The organism is Modestobacter italicus (genome assembly GCF_000306785.1).
GTDB classification, from domain to species: domain Bacteria; phylum Actinomycetota; class Actinomycetes; order Mycobacteriales; family Geodermatophilaceae; genus Modestobacter; species Modestobacter italicus.
The window spans coordinates 3,469,797-3,489,731 of record NC_017955.1; the positions used below are offsets into that span (position 1 = coordinate 3,469,797).

Genomic DNA, 19,935 nt, shown 5'->3' on the forward strand with positions numbered 1-19,935 from the left:
GCCGTCCACGGGGAGGGCGGCACCCGACGGCCCGGCCCCGCCGCAGGGCCCCGCCGCGAGCCTGCGAGTGGCGGGGGGCGGCGGGGTCCTTCTTCAGTGGCCGGAGCTTCCGGGGCTGGAGTGCCACAGCTTCCTCGGCGGGCCGGCTGCCGCGCGGCGGGCGGCCGTCGCGGCGTCCTCGCCGGCCGGCTTGATGTCGGCGTAGGGCGACATCCGGAACCCGGTCGGGTGCACCAGCACCGGCCGCACCACCACCGGGCGCGGACCGTGCGAGGCGGCCGCCCCGGCGATCGCCTGCTCGGTGTAGCCGCCCGGGGCCGCCATCAGCTCGGCGACCGCGGCCAGCCCGCCGGTCTCCCACGCCTCGTGCAGCGCCGGCAGCTCCCACGCCCCGGTGGCCCGCATCGACACCCCGCGCGGCCCCGTCCGGCGCATCACCCCGCGGACCACCAGCAGCCAGGAGTGGAAGACCGTCGCGGCGTACGGGCCCTGCACGTCCTCGAAGAAGGTCGAGTCCGCGCACCCGGTGCCGTCGTCGAGGGTCACGAACACCACCCGCCGGCCGGACCGGATCGGCGGGGTCTGGGTGGCCACCTTCACCCCGCCGACCAGCACCTCGGCCCCGCTGCGGCAGCCCAGCAGCTCACCGGCGGGCACCGCACCGAGCGCGGCGAGGAACGGCCGGTAGAACTCCACGACGTGCCGGCTGGCGTCCAGCCCGAGCACCTCCAGCTCGGCCCGCACCCGCTCGGCGTCGGTGAACTCCGGCAGCCCGGAGCTGACGAACTCCGGCATCACGCCCCCGGCCCCGGGGTCGTCGAACAGCCCCGGCTCCTCGTCCGGGCCGGTGCCGGCGCCGAACAGCTCCAGCCCGAGCTGCCCGGTGCTGCTCGCCCGGGCGCCGCTGCGGCTCCAGCGGTCCAGCTCGCCGATCTGCAGCAGCAGGTCGCGGCGGGTCAGCTGCTCCCGCCGGCGGGTCGGCCGGCCGCCCTCGCTGTCGCGCACCCCGAAGCCGTAGACGGAGTCGAAGCCGCCGGCGAGCACCAGCCGCTCCACCACCGGCCGGGACACCTTCGCCCGGTTCCAGAAGTCGGCGAGCGAGCGGTAGGGCTGACCGGCGACGACCCGGGCGACCTCGTCGTCGGTGATGCCCTTGACGTCGGCCAGCGACAGCCGGATGCCGTACCGCCCCGGGTCGGGCATCGACGCCGGCATCCAGCCCGGCCGCGGCCGGGTGCCGTCGTCCTCCTCCTCGGGGGCCTCGGCCACCTGCTCGACCCGGTAGCTGCCGACCGAGGCGTTCACGTCCAGCCCCAGCACCCGCACCCCGAAGTTGCGGGCGTCGTCGAGGATCAGCCGCTTGGGGTACATGCCCGGGTCGTGGGTGAGCACCCCGGCGAGGAAGGCCGCGGTGTGGTGGGTCTTCAGCCAGGCCGACTGGTAGGTGGGCAGCGCGAACGCCGCGGCGTGGGCCTTGCAGAAGCCGAAGGAGCCGAAGGCGACCAGCACCTCCCACACCTTCTCCACCACCTCGACGGCGAAGCCCTCCTCCAGCGCCCGGGGGGCGAACCAGGCCTTCACCTCGGGGTGCGCGTCCTTCTCCCCCAGCGCCCGGCGCACCTCGTCGGCCTCGGCCAGCGAGCAGCCGGTCATCGCGGCCACGATCATCAGCACCTGCTCGTGGAAGACCACCACCCCGGCGGTCTGCTCCAGCGCCGGCTGCAGCGCCGGGTGCAGGTACACCGGGTCGCGCCAGCCGTTCCGGGCCATCAGGAACGGGGTGACCATGTCGCTCTTGACCGGGCCGGGCCGGAACAGCGAGATGTCGACGATGAGGTCCTCGAAGGTCTGCGGACCGAACTTGCCGACCAGCTCGCGCTGCCCCGGGGACTCGATCTGGAACATGCCCAGCGTCCGGGTGCTGCGGATCAGCTCGAAGGTCGCCGGGTCGTCCCGGGGCACGGCGTCGATGTCGACCTGCTCCCCGTCGACCCGGGCCACCTCGTCCATCGCGTGCGCGATCGCCGACTGCATCCGGATGCCGAGCAGGTCCAGCTTGAGCAGCCCGAGCTCCTCGACGTCGTCCTTGTCGAACTGGCTCATCGGGTAGCCCAGGTAGCTGCTCTCCACCGGGGTGCGGTCCAGCAGCGTCGCGTCCGACAGCAGCACCCCGCACGGGTGCAGGGCGATGTGCCGGGGCAGCCCGTCGAGCCGGGCGACCAGGTCGAACAGCAGGTCCAGGTCACCGCTGCCGCCGCTGCGCCGGGAGCCCATCCGGCTGGCCCGCAGCTCCGGCAGGTCGCGCAGCGCGGCGTGCACCTGGTCGGCCCGGATGTGCGGGAACGCCTTGGCCACCGCGTCGACCTCCGCCGGCGGGAGCCCGAGGGCCGCCCCGACGTCGCGGATCGCGTGCCGCACCCGGTAGGTGTCCATCATCGAGATGCAGCTGACCCGGTGCGCGCCGAACCGCGCGATCACCGCGTCGTAGACCTCCATCCGCCGGGCGGACTCGACGTCGATGTCGATGTCGGGCAGCTGGTGGCGCAGCGGGGAGAGGAAGCGCTCCATCAGCAGGCCGTAGCGGATCGGGTCGACGTCGGAGATGCCCAGCAGGTAGGTGACCAGGCTGCCGGCCCCCGACCCGCGGGCCGCCGCCCGCACCCGCAGCTCCTTGATCAGCGCGACCACGTCGGCGACGGTGAGGAAGTAGGAGGGGTAGCCGAGCTGGTCGATGACCGCCAGCTCGTCCTCCAGCCGCTCGCGCACCGCGGCCGACGGGGTCATCGCCCGCCGGCCGAAGCCCGCCTCGCAGCGCGCCCGGAGCACCCCGGAGGGGCCCATCCCGCGCTCGGCCGCCGTGGTGACCACGTCGAGCTCGGGGTAGCGGACGGTGCCGATGCCCAGGTCGGCGCGGACGTCGACCGCGCACTGCTCGGCGATGCCGGCGGTGGTGGCCAGCAGCCGCCGGGCGGCGTCCCGGTCGGGGCCGGCCAGCTCCTCGGCGAGGTCGGCCATCTCCTTGCCCGACTTCAGGTACCCCTCGGCCGTGCGCCGGTCGACGTGCCGCTGCCCCAGCGGCACCAGCCGGCGGCTGGCGTCCAGCACGTCGGCGGTGGGCGCGTCGAGGGCGTCGACGTAGCGGACCGCGTTGGTGAGCACCGCCGGCACCCCGGTCTCGGCGGCGAACCGCAGCAGCGCCTGGGCGCGGGACCGGTCGCCCTGGCCGCGGTGGTGCACCACCTCCAGGGCGAGCTGGCCGGGACCGAACACCGCCTGCCAGGCCGCCAACCGGGCGCGGGCCAGGTCGGCGTGGCCCTCCGCGAGCGCCCGGCCCACCGAGGACCCCGGCCCCAGCAGGGCCAGCAGCCCGGTGGCGTGCGCGGCGGCCAGCGGCAGCGAGCTGACCGGCTCCCCGCGGGTGCCGCCCAGGTGGGTGGCGCTGGTCAGCCGGCACAGCGACGCCCAGCCGGCGCCGTCCTTGGCGAGGAAGGTGACCCGGGGCAGGCGCGGGTCGACGCTGGCGCCACCGCGGGCCGGTGCCCGGCGCCCGACCGGGTGCCGCGCCCGGTGCAGGTCGGCGGCCCGGACCCGACCCGGTTCGCCACCGGCCACGGGGTCGACGGCGAGGTCGACCCCGAACAGCGGGCGGATCCCCGCCGCCCGGCAGGCGACGGCGAACTTCACCGCCCCGTACAGGCCGTCCCGGTCGGTCAGCGCCAGGGCGCCCATGCCGTGCTCGGCGGCCCGGGCGACGAGGTCGGCCGGGTGGTTGGCGCCGTGCCGCATCGAGTACCCGGACGCGACGTGCAGGTGGACGAAGGGGTCGCTCACGAACCCGAGCGCCCGGCCGGACGGCGGGAGCCCGAGCCCATCGACCGGAGGCGGGCCGGGGACTGCGGGGGCACCGCCCGGCTGATCGACGTCTCGACGACGCCGAGGAAGGTGGCGACGTCGCGGACCAGGTCGTCGGCCTCCCGCTCGGTCACCGCGGAGGAGAGCCCGGCCTCGGCCGCGGCGCGCTTGGCCGCACCGGCGGCGAAGAACGCCGCCCACTCGCCCAGCTCGGGCGCGACCTGGCCGATGAGCACCCAGGCGCTGCGCGGTCGGCGGCGCCCCGGCTCGGGCTGGGTGCGGGCAGCCAGCACCGCGGCCGCGCCGCGGAGCGCGGCCAGGTGGGCGGTGGCGTAGCGCCAGCCGGCGTCGGGGCAGGTGGCGGCCTCGGCCAGCCCGCGGTGGGCCTGACCGAGCAGCTGGGCGGCGACGGCCGGCAGCGGCGGGGGCAGCGGGAGCTGGCCCTCGACGGGCCGGTCGTCGTAGGACATGACGCGTGCGGCGCCCATCAGTCGTGCGCCCGGACGAGCAGCCACTGGTTGGCCGTCGGCTCCCAGGACAGGTCGAACACCCCGGCGAAGCTCATCCGGGACCGCCCGGCCCGGACCGCCTCGACCCGCCAGACCTGCCGGGTGGCGACGAGCTCCGCCGAGGCGCCGCCGGCGGGGTCGCCCTGCCACCACGGCGCGGTCTCCACCCAGGAGTCGAGCAGCTCACCCACGACGTAGCGCGTCTGACCCCGCCAGAACTGGGCCGGCCCCGACGGCCCCTGCTCGACCTGCACCTCTTCACCGACGCGGCCTCCGGCCCCGACGAGCACCCGGCTCATGACAGACTCCCGCACTCTCAGCCCCCACCTGCGGCACCACCACCGACCCGGCGGGGAAGCACCCGCGCACCGAGGTGCGCGGCTGACCCGGGCCGGTGGACAGCTCCACCGGTGTTCGAACAGGTGTTCGAACCCCGAGAAGTAGACCGGACCGCACCGGGGGCGTCAAGCCGACACGGCCGTGCTGTGGACGTGTCGGTGCAGTCACTGCACCGACCGGAAACCCGGTTGCCCCGGGGTCCTGCCGCGCGGTCGACTGGTCCGGCCCGCCGACCGTCGGGCCCGCCCACCAGCAGGAGGAACACGTGCCGGCCCTGCCGCGGGCGCTGAGCCCCCTCCGGCACCCCGGGTACCGGTGGCTGGCCGCCGCCCTCGTCCTGTCCCTCACCTCCACCGGGCTCTACCTGCTGGCCGTGGTGTGGCAGGTGATCGAGCTCGGTGGCGGACCGGCCGCGCTGTCCCTGGTCACCACCGGCACGGCCGTCGGCATGCTGCTCACCACGCTGCTCGGCGGCGCGCTGGCCGACCGGGTGCCCCAGCGGCCGATCCTGATCGTCGTCGCGCTGATCGAGCTGACCGCGACGTCGGCGGTCGCCGGGCTGTCGCTGTCCGGGCTGCTCCAGCTGTGGCACCTGGCGGTCGCGTCGCTGCTCGTCGGGCTGGCCCAGGGGCTGTACTACCCGGCGTACTCGGCGCTGGTCCCGGCCCTGCTGCCGGCCGACGACCTGCTCGCGGCCAACGGCCTGGAGGGTTTCCTCCGGCCGCTGCTGACCCAGGCCGGCGGCCCGGCGGCGGCCGGTGCGATCGTCGCGGCCAGCTCGCCCGGGGTGGCCCTGCTCGTCACCGCCGTGGCCGCCCTGGGCGCCGTGCTGGCCCTCCTCGGCCTGCCGCGCACCCCGCTGCGGCGCGACCTCACCGCCGAGGCCACGGCGGACGGCGGGCGGGCCCGGCACCCCGTCGTCGCGGTGCTGGTCGACGTCCGGGCCGGCTTCGCCTACATGGTCGCGACCCCGTGGTTGCTCTCGACGCTGCTGTTCGCCTCGGTGCTCGTGCTGGTGGTGATCGGTCCGCTGGAGGTGCTCACCCCCTTCGCCGTCCGCGAGCAGACCGGCGGCGGCCCGGCCGAGCACTCCCTGGTGCTGGCCGCCTTCGGCCTCGCCGGTGCGGCGGGCTCGCTCGTCGTCGCCTCCCGGCGGCTGCCGCGCCGCTACCTGACCGTGATGATCATGCTGTGGGGCGCCGGCTGCCTGCCGCTGGCGCTGTTCGGGGTGGCCACCCAGCTGTGGGTGATGGTGGTGGCCTCGGCCGTCGTCGGCGCCACCTTCCAGGGCGCCACCGTCATCTGGGGCACGCTGCTGCAGCGCCGGGTCCCGCCGGCCCTGCTCGGCCGGGTCTCCAGCCTGGACTTCTTCGTCTCGCTGGCGTTCATGCCGCTGTCGATGGCGCTGGCCGGCCCGGTGAGCGAGCAGATCGGCGTGGCCGCGACCTTCGCCCTCGCCGGCGCGGTGCCACCGGTGCTGGCCGTGCTGGCGATCGCCGCCGCCCGGCTGGGCGCCGACGAGATCGCCCACCCGCTCGACACCGCCGGCGACACCACCGACGACGGCACCAGCGACGACGGCACGGCGGCGGACGACGCCCGGCCGCTGGACGCCGACCTGCGGTGAGCCCGCGCACCGCCCGCCGTCCCGGGTGGCACGCCCGGCGGAGGACGGTGGGAGGATCGCCGCATGACCGCAGCGGAGACCCCGCAGCACCCCCGGGTCGCCGAGGTCGCGCAGCTGCTGCGCGCGGCCGGCGCCGCCGGCGAGGTGCGCGTGCTGCCCGACAGCGCCCGGACCGCCGCGGCAGCCGCCGCCGGGCTGGGTGTCGAGGTCGGCGCGATCGCCAACAGCCTGGTGTTCGACGTCGGCGGTGAGCCCCTGCTGGTCCTCACCAGCGGCGCGCACCGGGTCGACGAGGCCCTGGTCGCCGACCTGCTCGGCGTCCCGGCGATCACCCGGGCCACCCCGGAGTTCGTCCGCCGGCACACCGGGCAGGCGATCGGCGGGGTCGCCCCGATCGGCCACCCCGCACCGATCGGCACGCTCGTCGACGTCGAGCTCGCCCGCCACCGGCAGGTGTGGGCCGCCGCCGGGCACCCGCACACCGTCTTCCCGACCAGCTACGACGAGCTGCTGCGACTGACCGAGGGCACGCCCGCCGAGGTGGGCCCCGGCCCGGTCGAGCGCGCCCAGCCCACCGCCGAGGCGGGAGCCCGATGACCGACACCACCCCCGCCACCCGCGTCACCGAGCTGCCCACCCGGTGGATGCGCGACCACCTGCACGAGGCGCTGGCCATCTACGGCGCGGCGATGGGCTACGGCGAGTCGGTGGTCGCCGGCCGCTACGGCTACGCCGTCCAGCACACCGAGCGCCCGGGCTTCCGGTCCGTCGGCGGCTTCGCCGAGACCCCGCAGGGCGAGCAGCTGGTCGGCTTCGGCTACGGCTACCTGGTCGCACCGGGCCAGTGGTGGCACGACCAGGTCCGCAACGCGCTGGACCGGCGGACGGCGAAGCAGTGGCTCCCTGGCGCCTTCGAGGTCTGCGAGCTGCACGTCCACCCCGACCACCAGAGCCGCGGCCTGGGCCGCCAGCTGCTGCACGCCCTGCTGGCCGACCTGCCGCACCCCGCCGCGCTGCTGAGCACCCCGGACACCGACACCAAGGCCTTCCGGCTCTACCACGCCGACGGCTTCGTCGACCTGGCCCGCGGCTACCACTTCCCCGGTGACGCCCGGCCCTTCGCCATCCTGGGCGCCCGGCTGCCGCTGGCCCCGCCGGCGCCGAGGGACTGATCCCGGTTCCCGACCCCCGCGACACCTCGGTCGACGCCGTCGTCATCGGCTCCGGCCACAACGGGCTCGTCGCCGCCTGCCACCTGGCCCGCGCCGGCCTGTCGGTCGAGGTGGTGGAGTCCGACCCGGTCCTCGGCGGCGCCGTCTCCACCGTCGAGCGGTGGCCCGGGGTCCGCGTCGACCGCGGCTCCAGCGCGCACGTGATCATCCGGCACAGCGGGATCGTCGAGGAGCTCGAGCTCGACCGCTTCGGGCTCCGCTACGTCGACTGCGACCCGTGGGGGTTCGCGCCGGCACCGGTCCCCGGGGACGCCGGGCCCGACGGCCGGCCGCTGGTGTTCTCCGTCGACCTCGACGCCACCTGCGCCTCGATCGCCGCCGCCTGCGGTGACGCCGACGCCGCGGCCTACCGCCGGTTCGTCGAGGTCTGGGGGCCGCGCAGCGCCGCGGTCGTGCAGGCCTTCGGTGACCGGCCCAGCCCGGCGCGGCTGGTGCGGCACCTGTGGCCGATCGGCTCCCGGCGGCCCCGGACGCCGGGCGGGGAGATCGCCGTCGACTTCCTCGGCTCCGGCGACGCCCTGCTGGACCGCTGGTTCGGCAGCGAGCGGCTGAAGGCGGCGCTGGCCTGGTTCGGCGCCCAGTCCGGCCCGCCGATGTCCGAGCCCGGCACCGCCGCGATGGTCGGCTGGGTGGCGCTGCTGCACGACGTCCCGCCCGGCCACCCGGTCGGCGGCTCCGGCGGGCTCACCCAGGCCCTGGCCGCCCGGCTGGCCGCCGACGGCGGCCGGGTGACCCTCGGCGACGGCGCGGCCCGGCTGCTGGTCGAGGGCCCGGACGGCGAGCGCCGGGTCACCGGCGTGCAGACGACGTCGGGCCGGCGGGTCACCGCGCCCGTGGTGGTCGCCGCCTGCCACGTGCTGGCCACCCGCGACCTGGCCGGCGACGACGCGCCCCCGGCGCTCGCCGACGCCGACCCGCCGCTGGGCAACGGCTTCGGCCTGGTGCTGCGCTGCCAGACCGACGCCCTGCCCGCCTACCCCGGCGCCGGCGACGAGGCGCTGCAGGGGCTGCAGCTGCTGTGCACCGACCGCGCGCAGCTGGCCCGCGCCCACGGCGACTTCCTCGCCGGGGAGGTGCCGCGCGAGCCGGTGCCGCTGGCCATGTCGTTCTCCGCGAGCGACCCGACCCTCGCCCCGGCCGGCCAGCACGTCGTCACCATCTGGGGCCAGTGGTACCCCTACGCCCTCGCCGACGGCGCCGACTGGGACGCCCTCGCCGAGCCGGCCGCCCGCCAGCTGATCGCCGCCGTCGACCGGTACGCCCCCGGCTTCGCCGACTCGGTGCAGCGGCTGTACGTCCAGACGCCGCTGCGGCTGGAGCAGGAGCTCTCGCTGCTGCGCGGCAACGTCATGCACGTGGAGATGAGCCTGGCCAGCATGTTCGGCTTCCGGCCGACGCCGGCGCTGTCCGGTCACCGGGTGCCCGGGCTCGCCGGGCTCTACCTCACCGGCGCCTCCACGCACCCCGGCGGCGGCGTCTCGGGCAACTCCGGGCGCACCGCCGCCCGGGTGGTGCTCGCCGACCGGCGTCCCGCCGCCCGGGTGCGGGCGGAGGTCGGCCGCCGCCTCCGGGCACGGCGCCGGTGACCGCGGCGCTCGCGGTGCGGCGCCCGGCCGGCCGCGGCTGGGTCCCGGTGGTGCCGGCGCTCCTGCTCGTCGGCACGGCGATCGCCTACCCGCTCACCGACGGCGCCGCCCGGGACGCGGTCAGCTGGGCGATCGTGCTGCTGGGCGCCACCGTCTCGGTGGCCCACGCCGCGGTGAGCCGGGGGCTGCGCACCGGGCTGGCGGTCCTCGGGCTGGTCGCCGTGGTGGCGGTGCTGTTCGAGGCGCTCGGCCTGGCCACCGGGTTCCCCTACGGCGGGTACACCTACAGCGACGAGCTCGGCCCCACCCTGCTGGGCGTGCCGTTCCTGGTCCCGCTGGCCTGGCTGATGATGGCCTGGCCGAGCTGGGTGCTCGCCGCCTGGCTGGCGCCCCGCTCGCGGCCGGTGCGGGTGCTGGTCGCCGCCTACGTCTTCGCCGGCTGGGACGTCGTGCTGGACCCGCAGATGGTGCAGGCCGGGTACTGGCGCTGGGCGCACCCCTCCCCCGGCCTGCCCGGCATCGACACGGTGCCGTTGACCAACCTGGCCGGCTGGCTGCTGGCCGGGGTGGTGCTGATGACCCTGCTGGACCTGCTGGTCGGGCGCACCCGGTCCCGCACCTCCGACGCCGCGCCGCTGCTGGTGCTCGGCTGGATGACCCTCGGCGGCGCGCTCGCGCACGCCGGCTGGCTCGGGCTGCCCGGGTCGGCGGCGTGGGCGGCGGTGCTGGCCCTGCCGGTGCTGGCCGCCGTGGTCGTCCGGCTGCGCCGGTGAGCAGGCCGGCGAGCAGGCCGGTGCGCCGGCTGGTGCGGGTCTGCGCCGGGCTGTCGGTGCTGGGGGCGCTGCACGCCGCGGTCAACACCGCGCTGCTGCGCCGTCCCCCCGCCGCGCCCGGCCCGGTCGGGCTGCGGGTGGCCGTGGTGCTGCCGGTGCGCGACGAGGCCGGGCAGGTGGGCGGCTGCCTGGCCGCGGTCCTCGCCCAGCGCGGCGTCCCCGACCTGCGGGTGGTCGTGGTCGACGACGGCTCCACCGACGGCACCGCCGCCGAGGTGCGCGCGGTCGCCGACGACCGGGTCACCCTGCGGCCGGGCACCCCGCCGGGGCCGGGCTGGCTGGGCAAGCCGAACGCCTGCGCGGAGGGTGCGGCGGCGGCCGGCGACGTCGACGTGCTGGTGTTCCTCGACGCCGACGTCCGGCTGGCCCCCGACGCGCTCGCCCGGGCCGTGGCCGTGCTGGACGACGCCGGCCTCGACCTGGTCTCCCCCTGGCCCCGGCAGCTGGCCGGCAGCGCGGCCGAGCGGCTGGTCCAGCCGCTGCAGCAGTGGCTGTGGGGCACGCTGCTGCCGCTGCGCCTCGCCGAGCGCTCCTCCCGCCCGTCGCTGGCCGCCGCCAACGGGCAGTTCCTGGTGGTCCGCCGCGCGGCCTACGACCGGGCCGGCGGGCACGCCGCGGTGCGCGGCGAGGTGATCGAGGACGTCGCCCTGCTGCGCGCGGTCAAGGCGTCGGGCGGCCGCGGCGTGGTGGTCGACGGCTCCACCCTGGCCAGCTGCCGGATGTACGACGGCTGGGCGGGCGTGCGCGACGGCTACGCCAAGTCGCTGTGGTCCGCGCTCGGCGGCCGGCCCGCGGCGGCCGTCGCCGCGGCCGCGGGTCTCAGCGCCGTCTGGCTGCTGCCGCCGCTGGCCGCGCTGGCGGGCTCCCGGGCCGGGCTGGCCGGGTACGCCGCGGGGGTCGCCGGCCGGGCGGTGGTCGCGGCGCGGACCGGCGGCCGGGTGTGGCCGGACGCGCTGGCCCACCCGGTGTCGATCGCGCTGCTGGACGTGCTGGTCGCCCGCTCGGTCGCCGGCCACCGGCGCGGTGCGCTGCACTGGCGGGGCCGCCCGCTGACCTCGGCCGAGCCGGGCGCGGGCCCCTCGGCGACGATGGGCCGGTGACCGAACAGACCCCTGCGCCGCGCGTGCACTTCGACCCCGCCCAGATGGAGCCCAGCGCCTTCTACCGGGTGCTGAACTCGGTGGTCGTGCCGCGGCCGATCGCCTGGGTGTGCAGCCGCTCGGCCGAGGGCGTGCTGAACCTGGCCCCGCACTCCTTCTACACGGTCGCCTGCGTCGACCCGCCGGTCGTCCAGTTCACCTCGGTGGGTCGCAAGGACTCCCTCACCAACGCCGAGCAGACCCGCGAGTTCACCATCAGCCTCACCCCCGAGGCGCTCTTCGAGCAGGTCAACGCCACCGGCACCGACTTCCCGCCGGAGCACGACGAGGCCGAGCACACCGGGGTCCGGCTGGAGCCCAGCGAGGTCGTGGGGGTGCCCCGGGTGGCCGCGTCGCCCGTGTCGCTCGAGTGTGTGCTGCACGGCACCGTGTCCTTCGGTGACAGCACCGTGGTCTTCGGCCGGGTGGTGCACATCGCCGTCCACGGGACGGCCGTGCGCGACGGCCGGCCGCGGATCGAGGAGCTCAAGCCGCTGGCCCGGCTCGGCGGCAACGAGTGGTCGACGATCGGCGAGGTCAAGGAGATCCGCCGGATCCCCTTCCGCAGCTGGGAGGCCGACCCGGAGATCGGCGAGCGCCTCCGCGGGGACCAGGCATAGGAACCTATGCACCCGGTTTCACACGGAAAACCGGGTGCATAGGTTCCTGTGCCTGGCCCGTCAGGCGGGGAGGTGCGGGGCGACCTCGTCGGCGGCGTCGGGACCGAAGGCCTCGGCGAACCGCTCCAGGAACGGCTCGCGCGGCAGCGAGTACTCCTGGGTGCCGATCACCTCGACCGCCGCCGTCGCCACGGCCGAGCCGACCTGGGTGGCCCGCTCGACGCCCAGGCCCCACTGCCGGGCGGCGACGAAGCCGGCGCGCAGCGCGTCGCCGCCGCCGGTGGGCTCCACCGGCTTGGTCTCCGGGACGGCGATGACCTCGATCGTCTCCGCGCCGGCCTGCTCGACGCGCACCCCGTTGGCGGCCCGGGTGGTGACCCAGGTGCCGACCCGGGCGAGCACCTCGGCGTCGGTCCAGCCGGTCTTCTGCAGCAGCAGCGCGTGCTCGTACTCGTTGGTGAACAGCAGGTCCGCGCCCTCGACCAGCTCGCGGATCAGCTCGCCGTCGGCCCACGCCAGCTGCTGGGAGGGGTCGGCGAGGAACGGGTAGCCGCGCTCCCGGCACTCCCGGGTGTGCTGCGCCATCGCGGTGGGGTCGTTCGGGCCGACGATCACCAGGTCGACACCGCCGACCCGCTTCTCCACCGGCGCGAGCTCGATCAGCGAGGCCTCGGACATCGCCCCGGAGTAGAAGGAGGCGATCTGGTTGTTCGCCGCGTCGGTCGTGCAGGTGAAGCGGGCGGTGTGCTTCAGCTCCGACCAGTGCACGCTGCCGGTGTCCACACCGTGCCGGCTCAGCCACGAGTCGTAGTCGTCGAAGTCGCTGCCGACGGCGCCGACCAGCACCGGCCGCAGCCCGAGCAGGCCGAGCCCGTAGGCCATGTTCGCCCCGGCGCCCCCGCGGTGCTGCACCAGGTCGTCGACGAGGAAGGAGAGGGAGACGTTCTCCATCTTCCCCTCGACGAACTGGTCGGTGAACCTGCCGGGGAAGGTCATCAGGTGGTCGGTGGCGATGGACCCGGTCACGACGACGGACATGGGGGGCTCTCCCGGGAACGGTGGCCACCATGGCCGGCTGACCCCGGCCGGGGACCGGCACCGGGGCTGACACAGCGTAGGAGCAGCCCTGAGCCCCTCGTCGGGGCGGGCCACCCCGATCGGCCGGTCACTGTCGCGCGTCGTCACCCAACGCCCGCCGCAGCTGCACGCCGAGCTGCGCCGTCCCGACCACCCCGAGCAGGCAGCCGACCGCCGCGCCGGCGATGACCACCTCCTCGGCGAGGTCCAGACCGGCGACCACGCCGGCCCCGCCGAGGGTGAACCCGGCCATCGCCACCCGGGTGGGGCGCTCCCACACCGAGATGGCGCCGGTCTCGCTGACCCCGGCCTGACCGGCCCGGGCGCGCAGGTAGTCCGGCAGCCAGCAGAGCGCGCCGAAGGCCACCGCCAGCCAGCCGGGGGCACCGGCCACCCAGAGCGCCAGCGCGTAGGCGACCTCGGTGAGCCGGTCGACCGCCGAGTCCAGCACGAAACCGCGCCGGGACGCCCGGCCGCCGGCGATCGCCAGCGCCCCGTCGAGGGAGTCCAGCAGGCCGGAGAGCCCGACGAGCACGCCGGCGAGCACCAGCCAGGCCCCGCCCGCCGCCGCCGGCCCGACCGCCGCGCCGGCGACGGCCAGGCCGAGCGCGGTGGCGACGAGCGGCGAGAGCCGGGCCAGCGGCACGGCGAGGGTGTAGGCGAGGGTCAGCCAGCCGTGCACCAGCCGGCTGTCGGCGGGGTCGGTGCCGCCGTGCCAGCGGGACCAGGCCGCCAGGTACTCGTCGCGGCTCAGCACCGGTGCAGTCCACCACGTCGCCCCGCCGGACGTGGCGCGCACAGCGCGAGCGGGGACAGTGGGTGCGTGCTCGCCGGTCTGTCCCCCGCCCGCCGCCGCCTCGTGCTGGTGCTGCTCGCCCTCGTCGTGGTCGTCGCTGCCGTGGTCACCACCGCCGTCGTCGTCCCCCGGCTGTCCGGCGGTGCCGGCAGCAGCGCCGAGGCGGCGCAGGACGACACCCCCGGGCCGGTGCTCCTCGTCCCGGGCTACGGCGGGTCGACCGCCTCGCTGCGGCCGCTCGCCGACCGGCTGACCGCGGAAGGCCGGGACGCCACCGTGGTGCCGGTGCCCGGCGACGGCACCGGCGACCTCACCGCCTCCGCCGAGGCGCTGGGCACCGCGGTCGACGACGCGCTGGCGCGCACCGGCGCGGACAGCGTCGACGTCGTCGGCTACTCCGCCGGGGGTGTCATCGCCCGGATCTGGGCCGCCGACGGCGGTGCCGAGCAGGCCCGGCGGGTGCTCACCCTCGGCTCGCCGCACCACGGCACGACCATCGCCGACCTGGCCGCCGGCATCCTCCCGGCGGAGTGCCCCGCCGGCTGCCAGCAGCTGACCACCAGCAGCGACCTGCTGGCCCAGCTGAACGCCGGCGACGAGACCCCGGCCGGCCCCACCTGGGTCTCGGTGTGGACGACGTCCGACGAGACCGTCACCCCGCCGGACTCCGCCCGGCTGGCCGGCGCGGTGGAGCTGCCGGTCCAGGACGTCTGCCCGGACTCCCGGGTCGGCCACGGCCAGCTGCCCTCCGACGCGCTCGTGCAGGGCATCGTGCTGGCCGAGCTGGCCGCCGGTCCGCCCGTCCAGCTCACCACCGCCGACTGCGCCCGGCTCTCCGCCGGCTGAGCGGACCACCTCTGGTGGTTCCGTCAGGAGCTGATGTCCTTGGTGGTGAAGTTGGCCCAGGCCGCGCCGAGCAGCACCACCACGTAGACGCCCTGCAGGGCCAGCCCGCGGACGACGTCGCGCCACAGGATCGGCTCCCGGAACAGGTCGACGAAGGCCAGCCAGTACCGGGTCGGCAGGTAGGGCGCGAAGGACGACGCGGCGTCCAGGGTGAACAGCAGCGAGGACGCCACCAGGATGCCCAGCGCGCCGAGCATCGCCGCCAGCGGTGAGTCGGTGAGCGTGGAGAAGAACAGCGCGAACGCCGCGACCCCGAGCATCGAGACGGCCACGTAGCCGATCGCCAGCACCGTGCGCCAGGCGATCTCGGTGGAGGTCAGGTCCGTGCCGGACACCGACGTCCCGCCCAGCGGCTGCACGTCGAACAGCAGCCGGCCCACCAGGTAACCGACCACGGCGACGACGACCACCGTGACGAAGACGAACACCAGGATCGAGACGAGCTTGGCCACCAGCAGCCGGGTGCGCCCGGCGGGGCGGGCCAGCAGGTAGCGCAGCGTGCCGGCCTGCGCCTCGCCGGCCACCGAGTCACCGGCGATGAGCGCGACCGCGATCGGCAGGAACAGCGGCAGGACGATGGCCAGCGCGGCCAGCGGGTACAGCGTGCCGTTGGTGAGCACGGCGGACAGGAACACCGGCCCCTCCCCCGGCCGGGGCGCGAGGTCGGTGACCGCCAGCAGCACCGCCACCAGCACCGGCAGCGCGTTGAGCAGCGCGATGGTCACCCAGGTGCGAGGGCGGCGGAACAGCTTCCGCAGCTCGACGGCGATCACCGGCGCGACCTCTCCCCCGGCGCGTCCACCCGGTCGGCGCTGGTGCTCGCCGCGGCCAGCACCACCTCCTCCAGCGACGGGCGCTGCAGCTGCAGCCCGGTGACCGGCACCCCGGCGGCGACCAGCGCGGCGTTCACCTCCGCCGGGTCGGCCCCGCGCACCACCGCGCGGGTGGCGTCGAGGGCGAGCACCCGGCCGTCCAGCGCCGCGCGGACCCGCTGCGGGTCGGGGGTCTCCACGACCGTCGCCCCGGTGGGCGCGGTGAGGGTGGCCAGCTGGTCCTGCAGCACCAGCCGGCCGCGGTCCAGCACGCCCACCCGGGTGCACAGCTGCTCGACCTCGGCCAGCAGGTGGCTGGACAGGAAGACCGTCGTCCCGCCGCGGTGCAGGTCGAGCAGCAGGTCGCGGATCTCGTGGATGCCCTGCGGGTCCAGCCCGTTGGTGGGCTCGTCGAGCACCAGCAGCTCCGGACGGCGGAGCAGCGCGGCACCCAGCCCGAGGCGCTGCCGCATGCCCAGCGAGTAGGCCTTCACCGGCTTGCGGCCCACCCCGGCCAGGCCGACCTGCTCGAGCACCGTGTCGATGCGGGCGGTGCGGGTGCGCCGGGAGCCCCCGGGCCCGGCGGCGTCCATCAGCGCCAGGTTCGCCCGCCCGGACAGGTGGCCGTAGTGGGCCGGGCCCTCGATCAGCGCGCCGACCCGCGGCAGCACCCGGCGGGCGCCCTTCGGCATCGGCTCGCCCAGCAGCTGCACCGTCCCGGAGGTCGGCAGCACCAGCCCGAGCAGCATCCGCACCGTGGTCGTCTTGCCCGACCCGTTGGCGCCCAGGAAGCCGTAGACGTCGCCGGCCCGGACGTCCAGGTCGATCCCGTCGACGGCGCGCAGCTGGCCGTACCTCTTGGTCAGTCCCTCGGTGCCGATGACGGTGCTCAGCTGTCCCCTCCGGTCAACTCGGTGGCGGCCGTGGCCAGGGCGTCCAGGTCGACGGTGCCGGCGAGCAGCACCGGTCCCTCCGGGCCGTCGACCAGCATCAGGCCCAGCGGCCCGGCGGCGATCCGGACGCCGAGGGCGTCGACCACCGCCCCGGGCGCGACGACGAGGGCGTCGAGCAGCGGCCCGGCGACCCGCCCGGGCAGCGGGCTGACCGCCAGCAGGGTGATGCCGCGGCCGTAGACGCCCACCGACCGGGGTGCGCCGTCGATGGTGCGCCGCTCGAGCCCGGCCAGCGCGGCGGGGAGCGCGAGCCGGTCGTCCCGGCCGGCGCGGGAGGCGGCCTGCAGCAGCTGGGCGTCCTGCCCCTCGCGCACGTCGGCGCCCGGGGGCACGTCGAAGGCGGTGACGTCGGCGGCGGGGGTGCCCAGCTCGAGGGAGAGGAAACCGGTGTCCAGGGCGGGCTCCGCGGCCCCCTCGGCGACCACCTGCACCCGCAGCGGCACGCCGCTGTCGGCGTCCACCCAGACGTCGACCTGCGCGACCGACGACGCCACCTCGGCCGGCACGACGCGCAGGCCGAGGGCGTCCCGGCCGGCGACCCGCTCGGCGCCCAGCCGGCTGAGCTCGTCGTCGCGGGCCTCGGCCAGCAGCCGGCGGCCCAGCGCGCTGGGCAGCAGGTCGGGGGCGGTGGGCAGGGCCAGCGGGGTCGGCGCCGTCCGGGTCGCGGTGGCGTGCGCGTAGTCCCAGGTCCAGCTGCCGCCGGCGTCGGCGTGCACGTCGGTCTCGCCGGTGGGCGTGACCACGTCGACCCGCCAGTCGTCGGCGGCCCGGTACCAGGCGCGCATCGTCGTCCGGTCGCTGAGCAGGTCGGCGACGTCGGTCAGCTGCTCGCCCACGGGCAGCGCGAGGCCGCCGGCGGCCTGCGCGTAGCCGGAGAACGCGACGTCGGCGGAGCCCAGCGCGCGCTCCCGCAGGTCGGCGGCGGAGGTGGCGGCGTCGGAGGCGGGCAGCGCGGCGACCAGCGACGGCAGCGCGCAGAGCACGGCGACGGCCACCCCCACCACGGCCCAGCGGCCGGCCGCCCCGCTCCGTCGCCCAGCCACCCGGCCACGGTACGTCGCGCTCCGCCCGACCGGTGCTTGAACCTTCATGCTGGTCGTCAGGGGCTCCCGCTGCGGTGCGCCGTCGCGGTGGGAGCCCGCCGGTGCGGCAGGGTGCAGGCGTGTCCGAGGGAGCCCGGCCGTTGTGGCCCGAGCGCTACCTCACCGGCGGTCGGCTGGTGATCGGTCCCGGCCCGCGCCCGGTCCCACCGCGGGAGACCGCGCTGGACCGGGCGACGGCCGTGGTGGCCCGGCTGGACTGGCTGGCCCGGTGCGGGCGCGCGTGGCGCCGGGCCGACCGCACCGAGCGGACCCTGGCCTGCGTGCTGGCGGTCGGGCTGACCGGTGGCCTGGCGCTGCTGGTGCCGCTGGCCGGCGTCGCGGTGGTCCGGTACCGCGAGGAGCAGGTGCGCACCGAGCTGCGCCGGCCGGTCACCCCGCCGGAGGTGACCCTGGCCGCCTGGGACACCATCGAGGCGCGGGTCGCCGGCGCCGCCAGCCGCGCCTGGGCCGAGACCCTGCGCGAGCCGTCCTGGCACTCCCCGTTCCTGGCCGCCACCCGCGCGGCGTTCGACGGCGAGGCCGAGGTCGGCCAGGTGGTCGCGCTCGCCGACCGGATCCGCCAGGCCCGCGCCGGGCTGGGGCCCCGGCCCGCCGGCCCCGCCGCCGAGTTCTGGGACCGCCAGCAGGCCGCCCTCGACGACGCCGCCCGCCGGCTGGGCCGGCGCGCCGACGCGCTCATCCGGCACCGCGACCAGGCCGCCGCCCTGTCCACCGAGCTGCAGCACCTCGCCGACCTGGAGCGGCTGGAGCGCAGCGCCGCCGAGGTCGACGTGCTCACCGTCGAGACGGCCGCCGGGCCGGGACGGCGGGACGCCGGGCTGGGCGACGTCGCCGAGGACATCGCCTCCGTGCGGCACGCGATGACCGACCTGGTCGACCTGATGACCCGCACCCGCGCCCCGCTGGCCCTGCCGCCCGAGCCCCCCGGCTGACCTGCGGGACGCCCGCCCACCGCCTACGGTCTGCTCCCATGGCCGCCCCGATCAGCGACGCCGTCGTCGTCGACGTGCTGCGCCGCGTGGACCGCGGGCTCGGCCCGCTGGTGCAGCGGCTCGGCCGCCCACCGCACCTGCCCCCCGCCCAGCGGGCCGCCTGGTGGGCGCACCAGGTCGGCCGGGTCGCCGCCGGGGTCTCCGCGACGCCGCGGTTCGCCGGCCGGCTCGCCGGCTTGCTCCCGCTGCAGAACACCGTCGGCTCGGCGGTGCAGGCGCTGGTCGTCCTCGGCGTGGCCCGCGAGCACGGGTTGACCGAGCAGGCCGACCGGGTCTCGCTGCTGGCCCGGGTGCTGCTGGACCGCGAGCTGCCGGCCGAGCGGGTCGAGCCGCTGCTGGCCCGCAGCCGTGGCGTGTACGTCGACGAGGCGCTGGGCGACGACCGGTCCGGCATGGACGGCGCGGCCCGCAGCCTGTGGCGGGCCGCCCGGCTGCTCGGCCGGATCGACGACGCGCTGGACGCCCGGCCCAAGGGCAAGCTGCGGCACCGGGCGCTGTCCCAGCTGCCGGTGGTCGGCGTGGTGGGCGGCTACGCCGCCGAGCGGGAGGCGCTGCGCCGGGCCGCCCGCCGGGCCGAGGACCTGCTCAGCGCGGCGGTCGCGCTGCCCCGCTGAGGGCGTCGGCCCGGGCCAGGGCCTGGAACACCTCGCGCGTCGCCGTCGACCGGTTCATGGTGATGAAGTGGATGCCGGGCACGCCCTCGGCGACCAGCCGGCGGCACATGTCGGTCGCCACCTCCACGCCGTAGGCGCGCACCGCCCGCTTGTGCTCGGGGGTGTCGCCGTCCAGCTCGGCGAACCGGTCGGCGAGCTCGGTCGGGAACGCCTGCCCGGACAGCTCGACGATCCGGGTGATCTGCCGGGCGTTGGTCACCGGCATCACCCCGGCGATGAGCGGGACGTCGCAGCCCCGGGCGGCGACCCGGTCGCGCAGCCGGAGGTAGTCCTCGACCCGGAAGAACATCTGGGTGATCGCGAAGTCCGCGCCGGCGCGGCACTTGGCGACGAACATGTCGGTGTCGAACTCCAGGTCCGGCGAGCGGGGGTGCCGCTCCGGGAAGGCCGCCACCCCGACGCAGAAGTCGCCGATCCCCTTGATCAGCTCGACCAGCTCGGCGGCGTGCCGCACGCCCTCGGGGTGGGCGACCCACTCGGCCTGCGGGTCGGCGCCGGGCGGGTCGCCGCGCAGCGCCAGCAGGTTGCGCACCCCCACCGCGGCCAGCCGGCTGACCACGTGCCGCAGCTCGGCGGTGCTGTGGTCGACCGCGGTGAGGTGGGCCAGCGGCAGCATGGTGGTGTCGGTGGCGATCCGCTCGGTCATCGACACGGTGCCCTCGCGGGTCGAGCCGCCGGCGCCGTAGGTGACGGACACGAACGAGGGCCGCAGCTGCTCGAGCTGGCGCAGCGCGGTCCACAGCTGGGCCTCGCCGGCGTCGTCCTTGGGCGGGAAGAACTCGAAGGACCAGGTGGGCTGCTCGGTCTGCAGCAGCTCGCGCACGGTGCCGGTCATGACAGGCGAGCGTACGGGCGTCGGGGCGTCCGGGGCGCGGCACCTGGGGT

Annotated in this window: 19 protein-coding genes; 10 read left to right on the forward strand and 9 right to left on the reverse strand. The window is 76.7% G+C overall.

Annotation, left to right across the window (positions count from 1 at the left end):
- Positions 1-93: 93 nt before the first annotated feature.
- Genes MODMU_RS16600 through MODMU_RS16610 form a run of 3 tightly spaced genes read right to left on the reverse strand, consistent with a single transcriptional unit; the run spans position 94 to position 4,660 of the window.
- A complete protein-coding gene (locus MODMU_RS16600) occupies positions 94-3,831 on the reverse strand; it encodes a DNA polymerase III subunit alpha (RefSeq protein WP_014741475.1) in 3,738 nt (1,245 codons plus the stop codon).
- A complete protein-coding gene (locus MODMU_RS16605) occupies positions 3,828-4,340 on the reverse strand; it encodes an SAV_6107 family HEPN domain-containing protein (RefSeq protein WP_014741476.1) in 513 nt (170 codons plus the stop codon). Before MODMU_RS16605 ends, MODMU_RS16600 begins: the two co-directional genes overlap by 4 nt.
- Entirely contained in the window at positions 4,340-4,660 is a 321-nt protein-coding gene (locus MODMU_RS16610) for a DUF6504 family protein (RefSeq protein ID WP_014741477.1), read from the reverse strand. Before MODMU_RS16610 ends, MODMU_RS16605 begins: the two co-directional genes overlap by 1 nt.
- A 305-nt stretch (positions 4,661-4,965) precedes the next feature.
- Here MODMU_RS16610 and MODMU_RS16615 point away from each other — a divergent pair, with 305 nt between their 5' ends.
- The 7 genes from MODMU_RS16615 (at position 4,966) to MODMU_RS16645 (ending at position 11,737) form a co-directional block, all read left to right on the forward strand.
- The gene (locus MODMU_RS16615; RefSeq protein WP_014741478.1) at positions 4,966-6,327 is read left to right on the forward strand and encodes an MFS transporter; all 1,362 of its coding nucleotides are present in this window, start codon (positions 4,966-4,968) and stop codon (positions 6,325-6,327) included.
- A 63-nt stretch (positions 6,328-6,390) separates the two neighbouring features.
- Positions 6,391-6,924, forward strand: a complete 534-nt coding sequence (locus tag MODMU_RS16620; protein WP_014741479.1) for a YbaK/EbsC family protein — start codon at positions 6,391-6,393, stop codon at positions 6,922-6,924.
- Positions 6,921-7,499: a GNAT family N-acetyltransferase gene (locus tag MODMU_RS16625; RefSeq protein ID WP_014741480.1), complete on the forward strand. Its 579-nt coding sequence runs from the start codon at positions 6,921-6,923 to the stop codon at positions 7,497-7,499. The genes MODMU_RS16620 and MODMU_RS16625 overlap by 4 nt, the downstream gene beginning before the upstream one ends.
- A gap of 44 nt (positions 7,500-7,543) precedes the next feature.
- Positions 7,544-9,145, forward strand: coding sequence for a phytoene desaturase family protein (locus MODMU_RS16630; RefSeq protein ID WP_041795359.1), 1,602 nt, complete (start codon positions 7,544-7,546; stop codon positions 9,143-9,145).
- Positions 9,142-9,918, forward strand: coding sequence for a carotenoid biosynthesis protein (locus tag MODMU_RS16635; RefSeq protein ID WP_166503517.1), 777 nt, complete (start codon positions 9,142-9,144; stop codon positions 9,916-9,918). The genes MODMU_RS16630 and MODMU_RS16635 overlap by 4 nt, the downstream gene beginning before the upstream one ends.
- Positions 9,915-11,078 (forward strand): glycosyltransferase family 2 protein, encoded by a 1,164-nt coding sequence (locus tag MODMU_RS16640; protein WP_231851654.1) that lies wholly within the window; start codon positions 9,915-9,917, stop codon positions 11,076-11,078. Before MODMU_RS16635 ends, MODMU_RS16640 begins: the two co-directional genes overlap by 4 nt.
- The gene (locus MODMU_RS16645; RefSeq protein ID WP_231851655.1) at positions 11,075-11,737 is read left to right on the forward strand and encodes a flavin reductase family protein; all 663 of its coding nucleotides are present in this window, start codon (positions 11,075-11,077) and stop codon (positions 11,735-11,737) included. The genes MODMU_RS16640 and MODMU_RS16645 overlap by 4 nt, the downstream gene beginning before the upstream one ends.
- Positions 11,738-11,797: 60 nt before the next feature.
- On the opposite strand, the gene MODMU_RS16650 is transcribed toward MODMU_RS16645, so the two are convergent.
- The gene (locus MODMU_RS16650) at positions 11,798-12,775 is read right to left on the reverse strand and encodes a carbohydrate kinase family protein (RefSeq protein ID WP_014741485.1); all 978 of its coding nucleotides are present in this window, start codon (positions 12,773-12,775) and stop codon (positions 11,798-11,800) included.
- A gap of 127 nt (positions 12,776-12,902) precedes the next feature.
- Complete coding sequence (locus tag MODMU_RS16655; protein WP_014741486.1) at positions 12,903-13,571, reverse strand: CDP-alcohol phosphatidyltransferase family protein; 669 nt, start codon at positions 13,569-13,571, stop codon at positions 12,903-12,905.
- Between the two features lie 66 nt (positions 13,572-13,637).
- Here MODMU_RS16655 and MODMU_RS16660 point away from each other — a divergent pair, with 66 nt between their 5' ends.
- Positions 13,638-14,456: a lipase family alpha/beta hydrolase gene (locus MODMU_RS16660; protein ID WP_014741487.1), complete on the forward strand. Its 819-nt coding sequence runs from the start codon at positions 13,638-13,640 to the stop codon at positions 14,454-14,456.
- A gap of 23 nt (positions 14,457-14,479) precedes the next feature.
- On the opposite strand, the gene MODMU_RS16665 is transcribed toward MODMU_RS16660, so the two are convergent.
- Genes MODMU_RS16665 through MODMU_RS27165 form a run of 3 tightly spaced genes read right to left on the reverse strand, consistent with a single transcriptional unit; the run spans position 14,480 to position 17,324 of the window.
- Positions 14,480-15,289, reverse strand: a complete 810-nt coding sequence (locus MODMU_RS16665) for an ABC transporter permease (RefSeq protein WP_014741488.1) — start codon at positions 15,287-15,289, stop codon at positions 14,480-14,482.
- A complete protein-coding gene (locus MODMU_RS16670) occupies positions 15,286-16,221 on the reverse strand; it encodes an ABC transporter ATP-binding protein (protein WP_041795360.1) in 936 nt (311 codons plus the stop codon). The genes MODMU_RS16665 and MODMU_RS16670 overlap by 4 nt, the downstream gene beginning before the upstream one ends.
- A complete protein-coding gene (locus MODMU_RS27165) occupies positions 16,218-17,324 on the reverse strand; it encodes a LolA-like protein (protein ID WP_231851656.1) in 1,107 nt (368 codons plus the stop codon). The genes MODMU_RS16670 and MODMU_RS27165 overlap by 4 nt, the downstream gene beginning before the upstream one ends.
- Before the next feature lie 119 nt (positions 17,325-17,443).
- On the opposite strand from MODMU_RS27165, the gene MODMU_RS16680 reads away from it, so the two are divergent.
- Entirely contained in the window at positions 17,444-18,316 is an 873-nt protein-coding gene (locus tag MODMU_RS16680; RefSeq protein WP_014741491.1) for a hypothetical protein, read from the forward strand.
- A 38-nt stretch (positions 18,317-18,354) separates the two neighbouring features.
- Complete coding sequence (locus MODMU_RS16685; RefSeq protein ID WP_014741492.1) at positions 18,355-18,990, forward strand: hypothetical protein; 636 nt, start codon at positions 18,355-18,357, stop codon at positions 18,988-18,990.
- On the opposite strand, the gene metF is transcribed toward MODMU_RS16685, so the two are convergent.
- Positions 18,962-19,885 carry a methylenetetrahydrofolate reductase [NAD(P)H] gene (gene metF / locus MODMU_RS16690; RefSeq protein ID WP_014741493.1) on the reverse strand — a complete coding sequence of 308 codons (924 nt, stop codon included), beginning with the start codon at positions 19,883-19,885 and terminating at the stop codon, positions 18,962-18,964. The genes MODMU_RS16685 and metF overlap by 29 nt on opposite strands.
- Positions 19,886-19,935 lie beyond the last annotated feature (50 nt).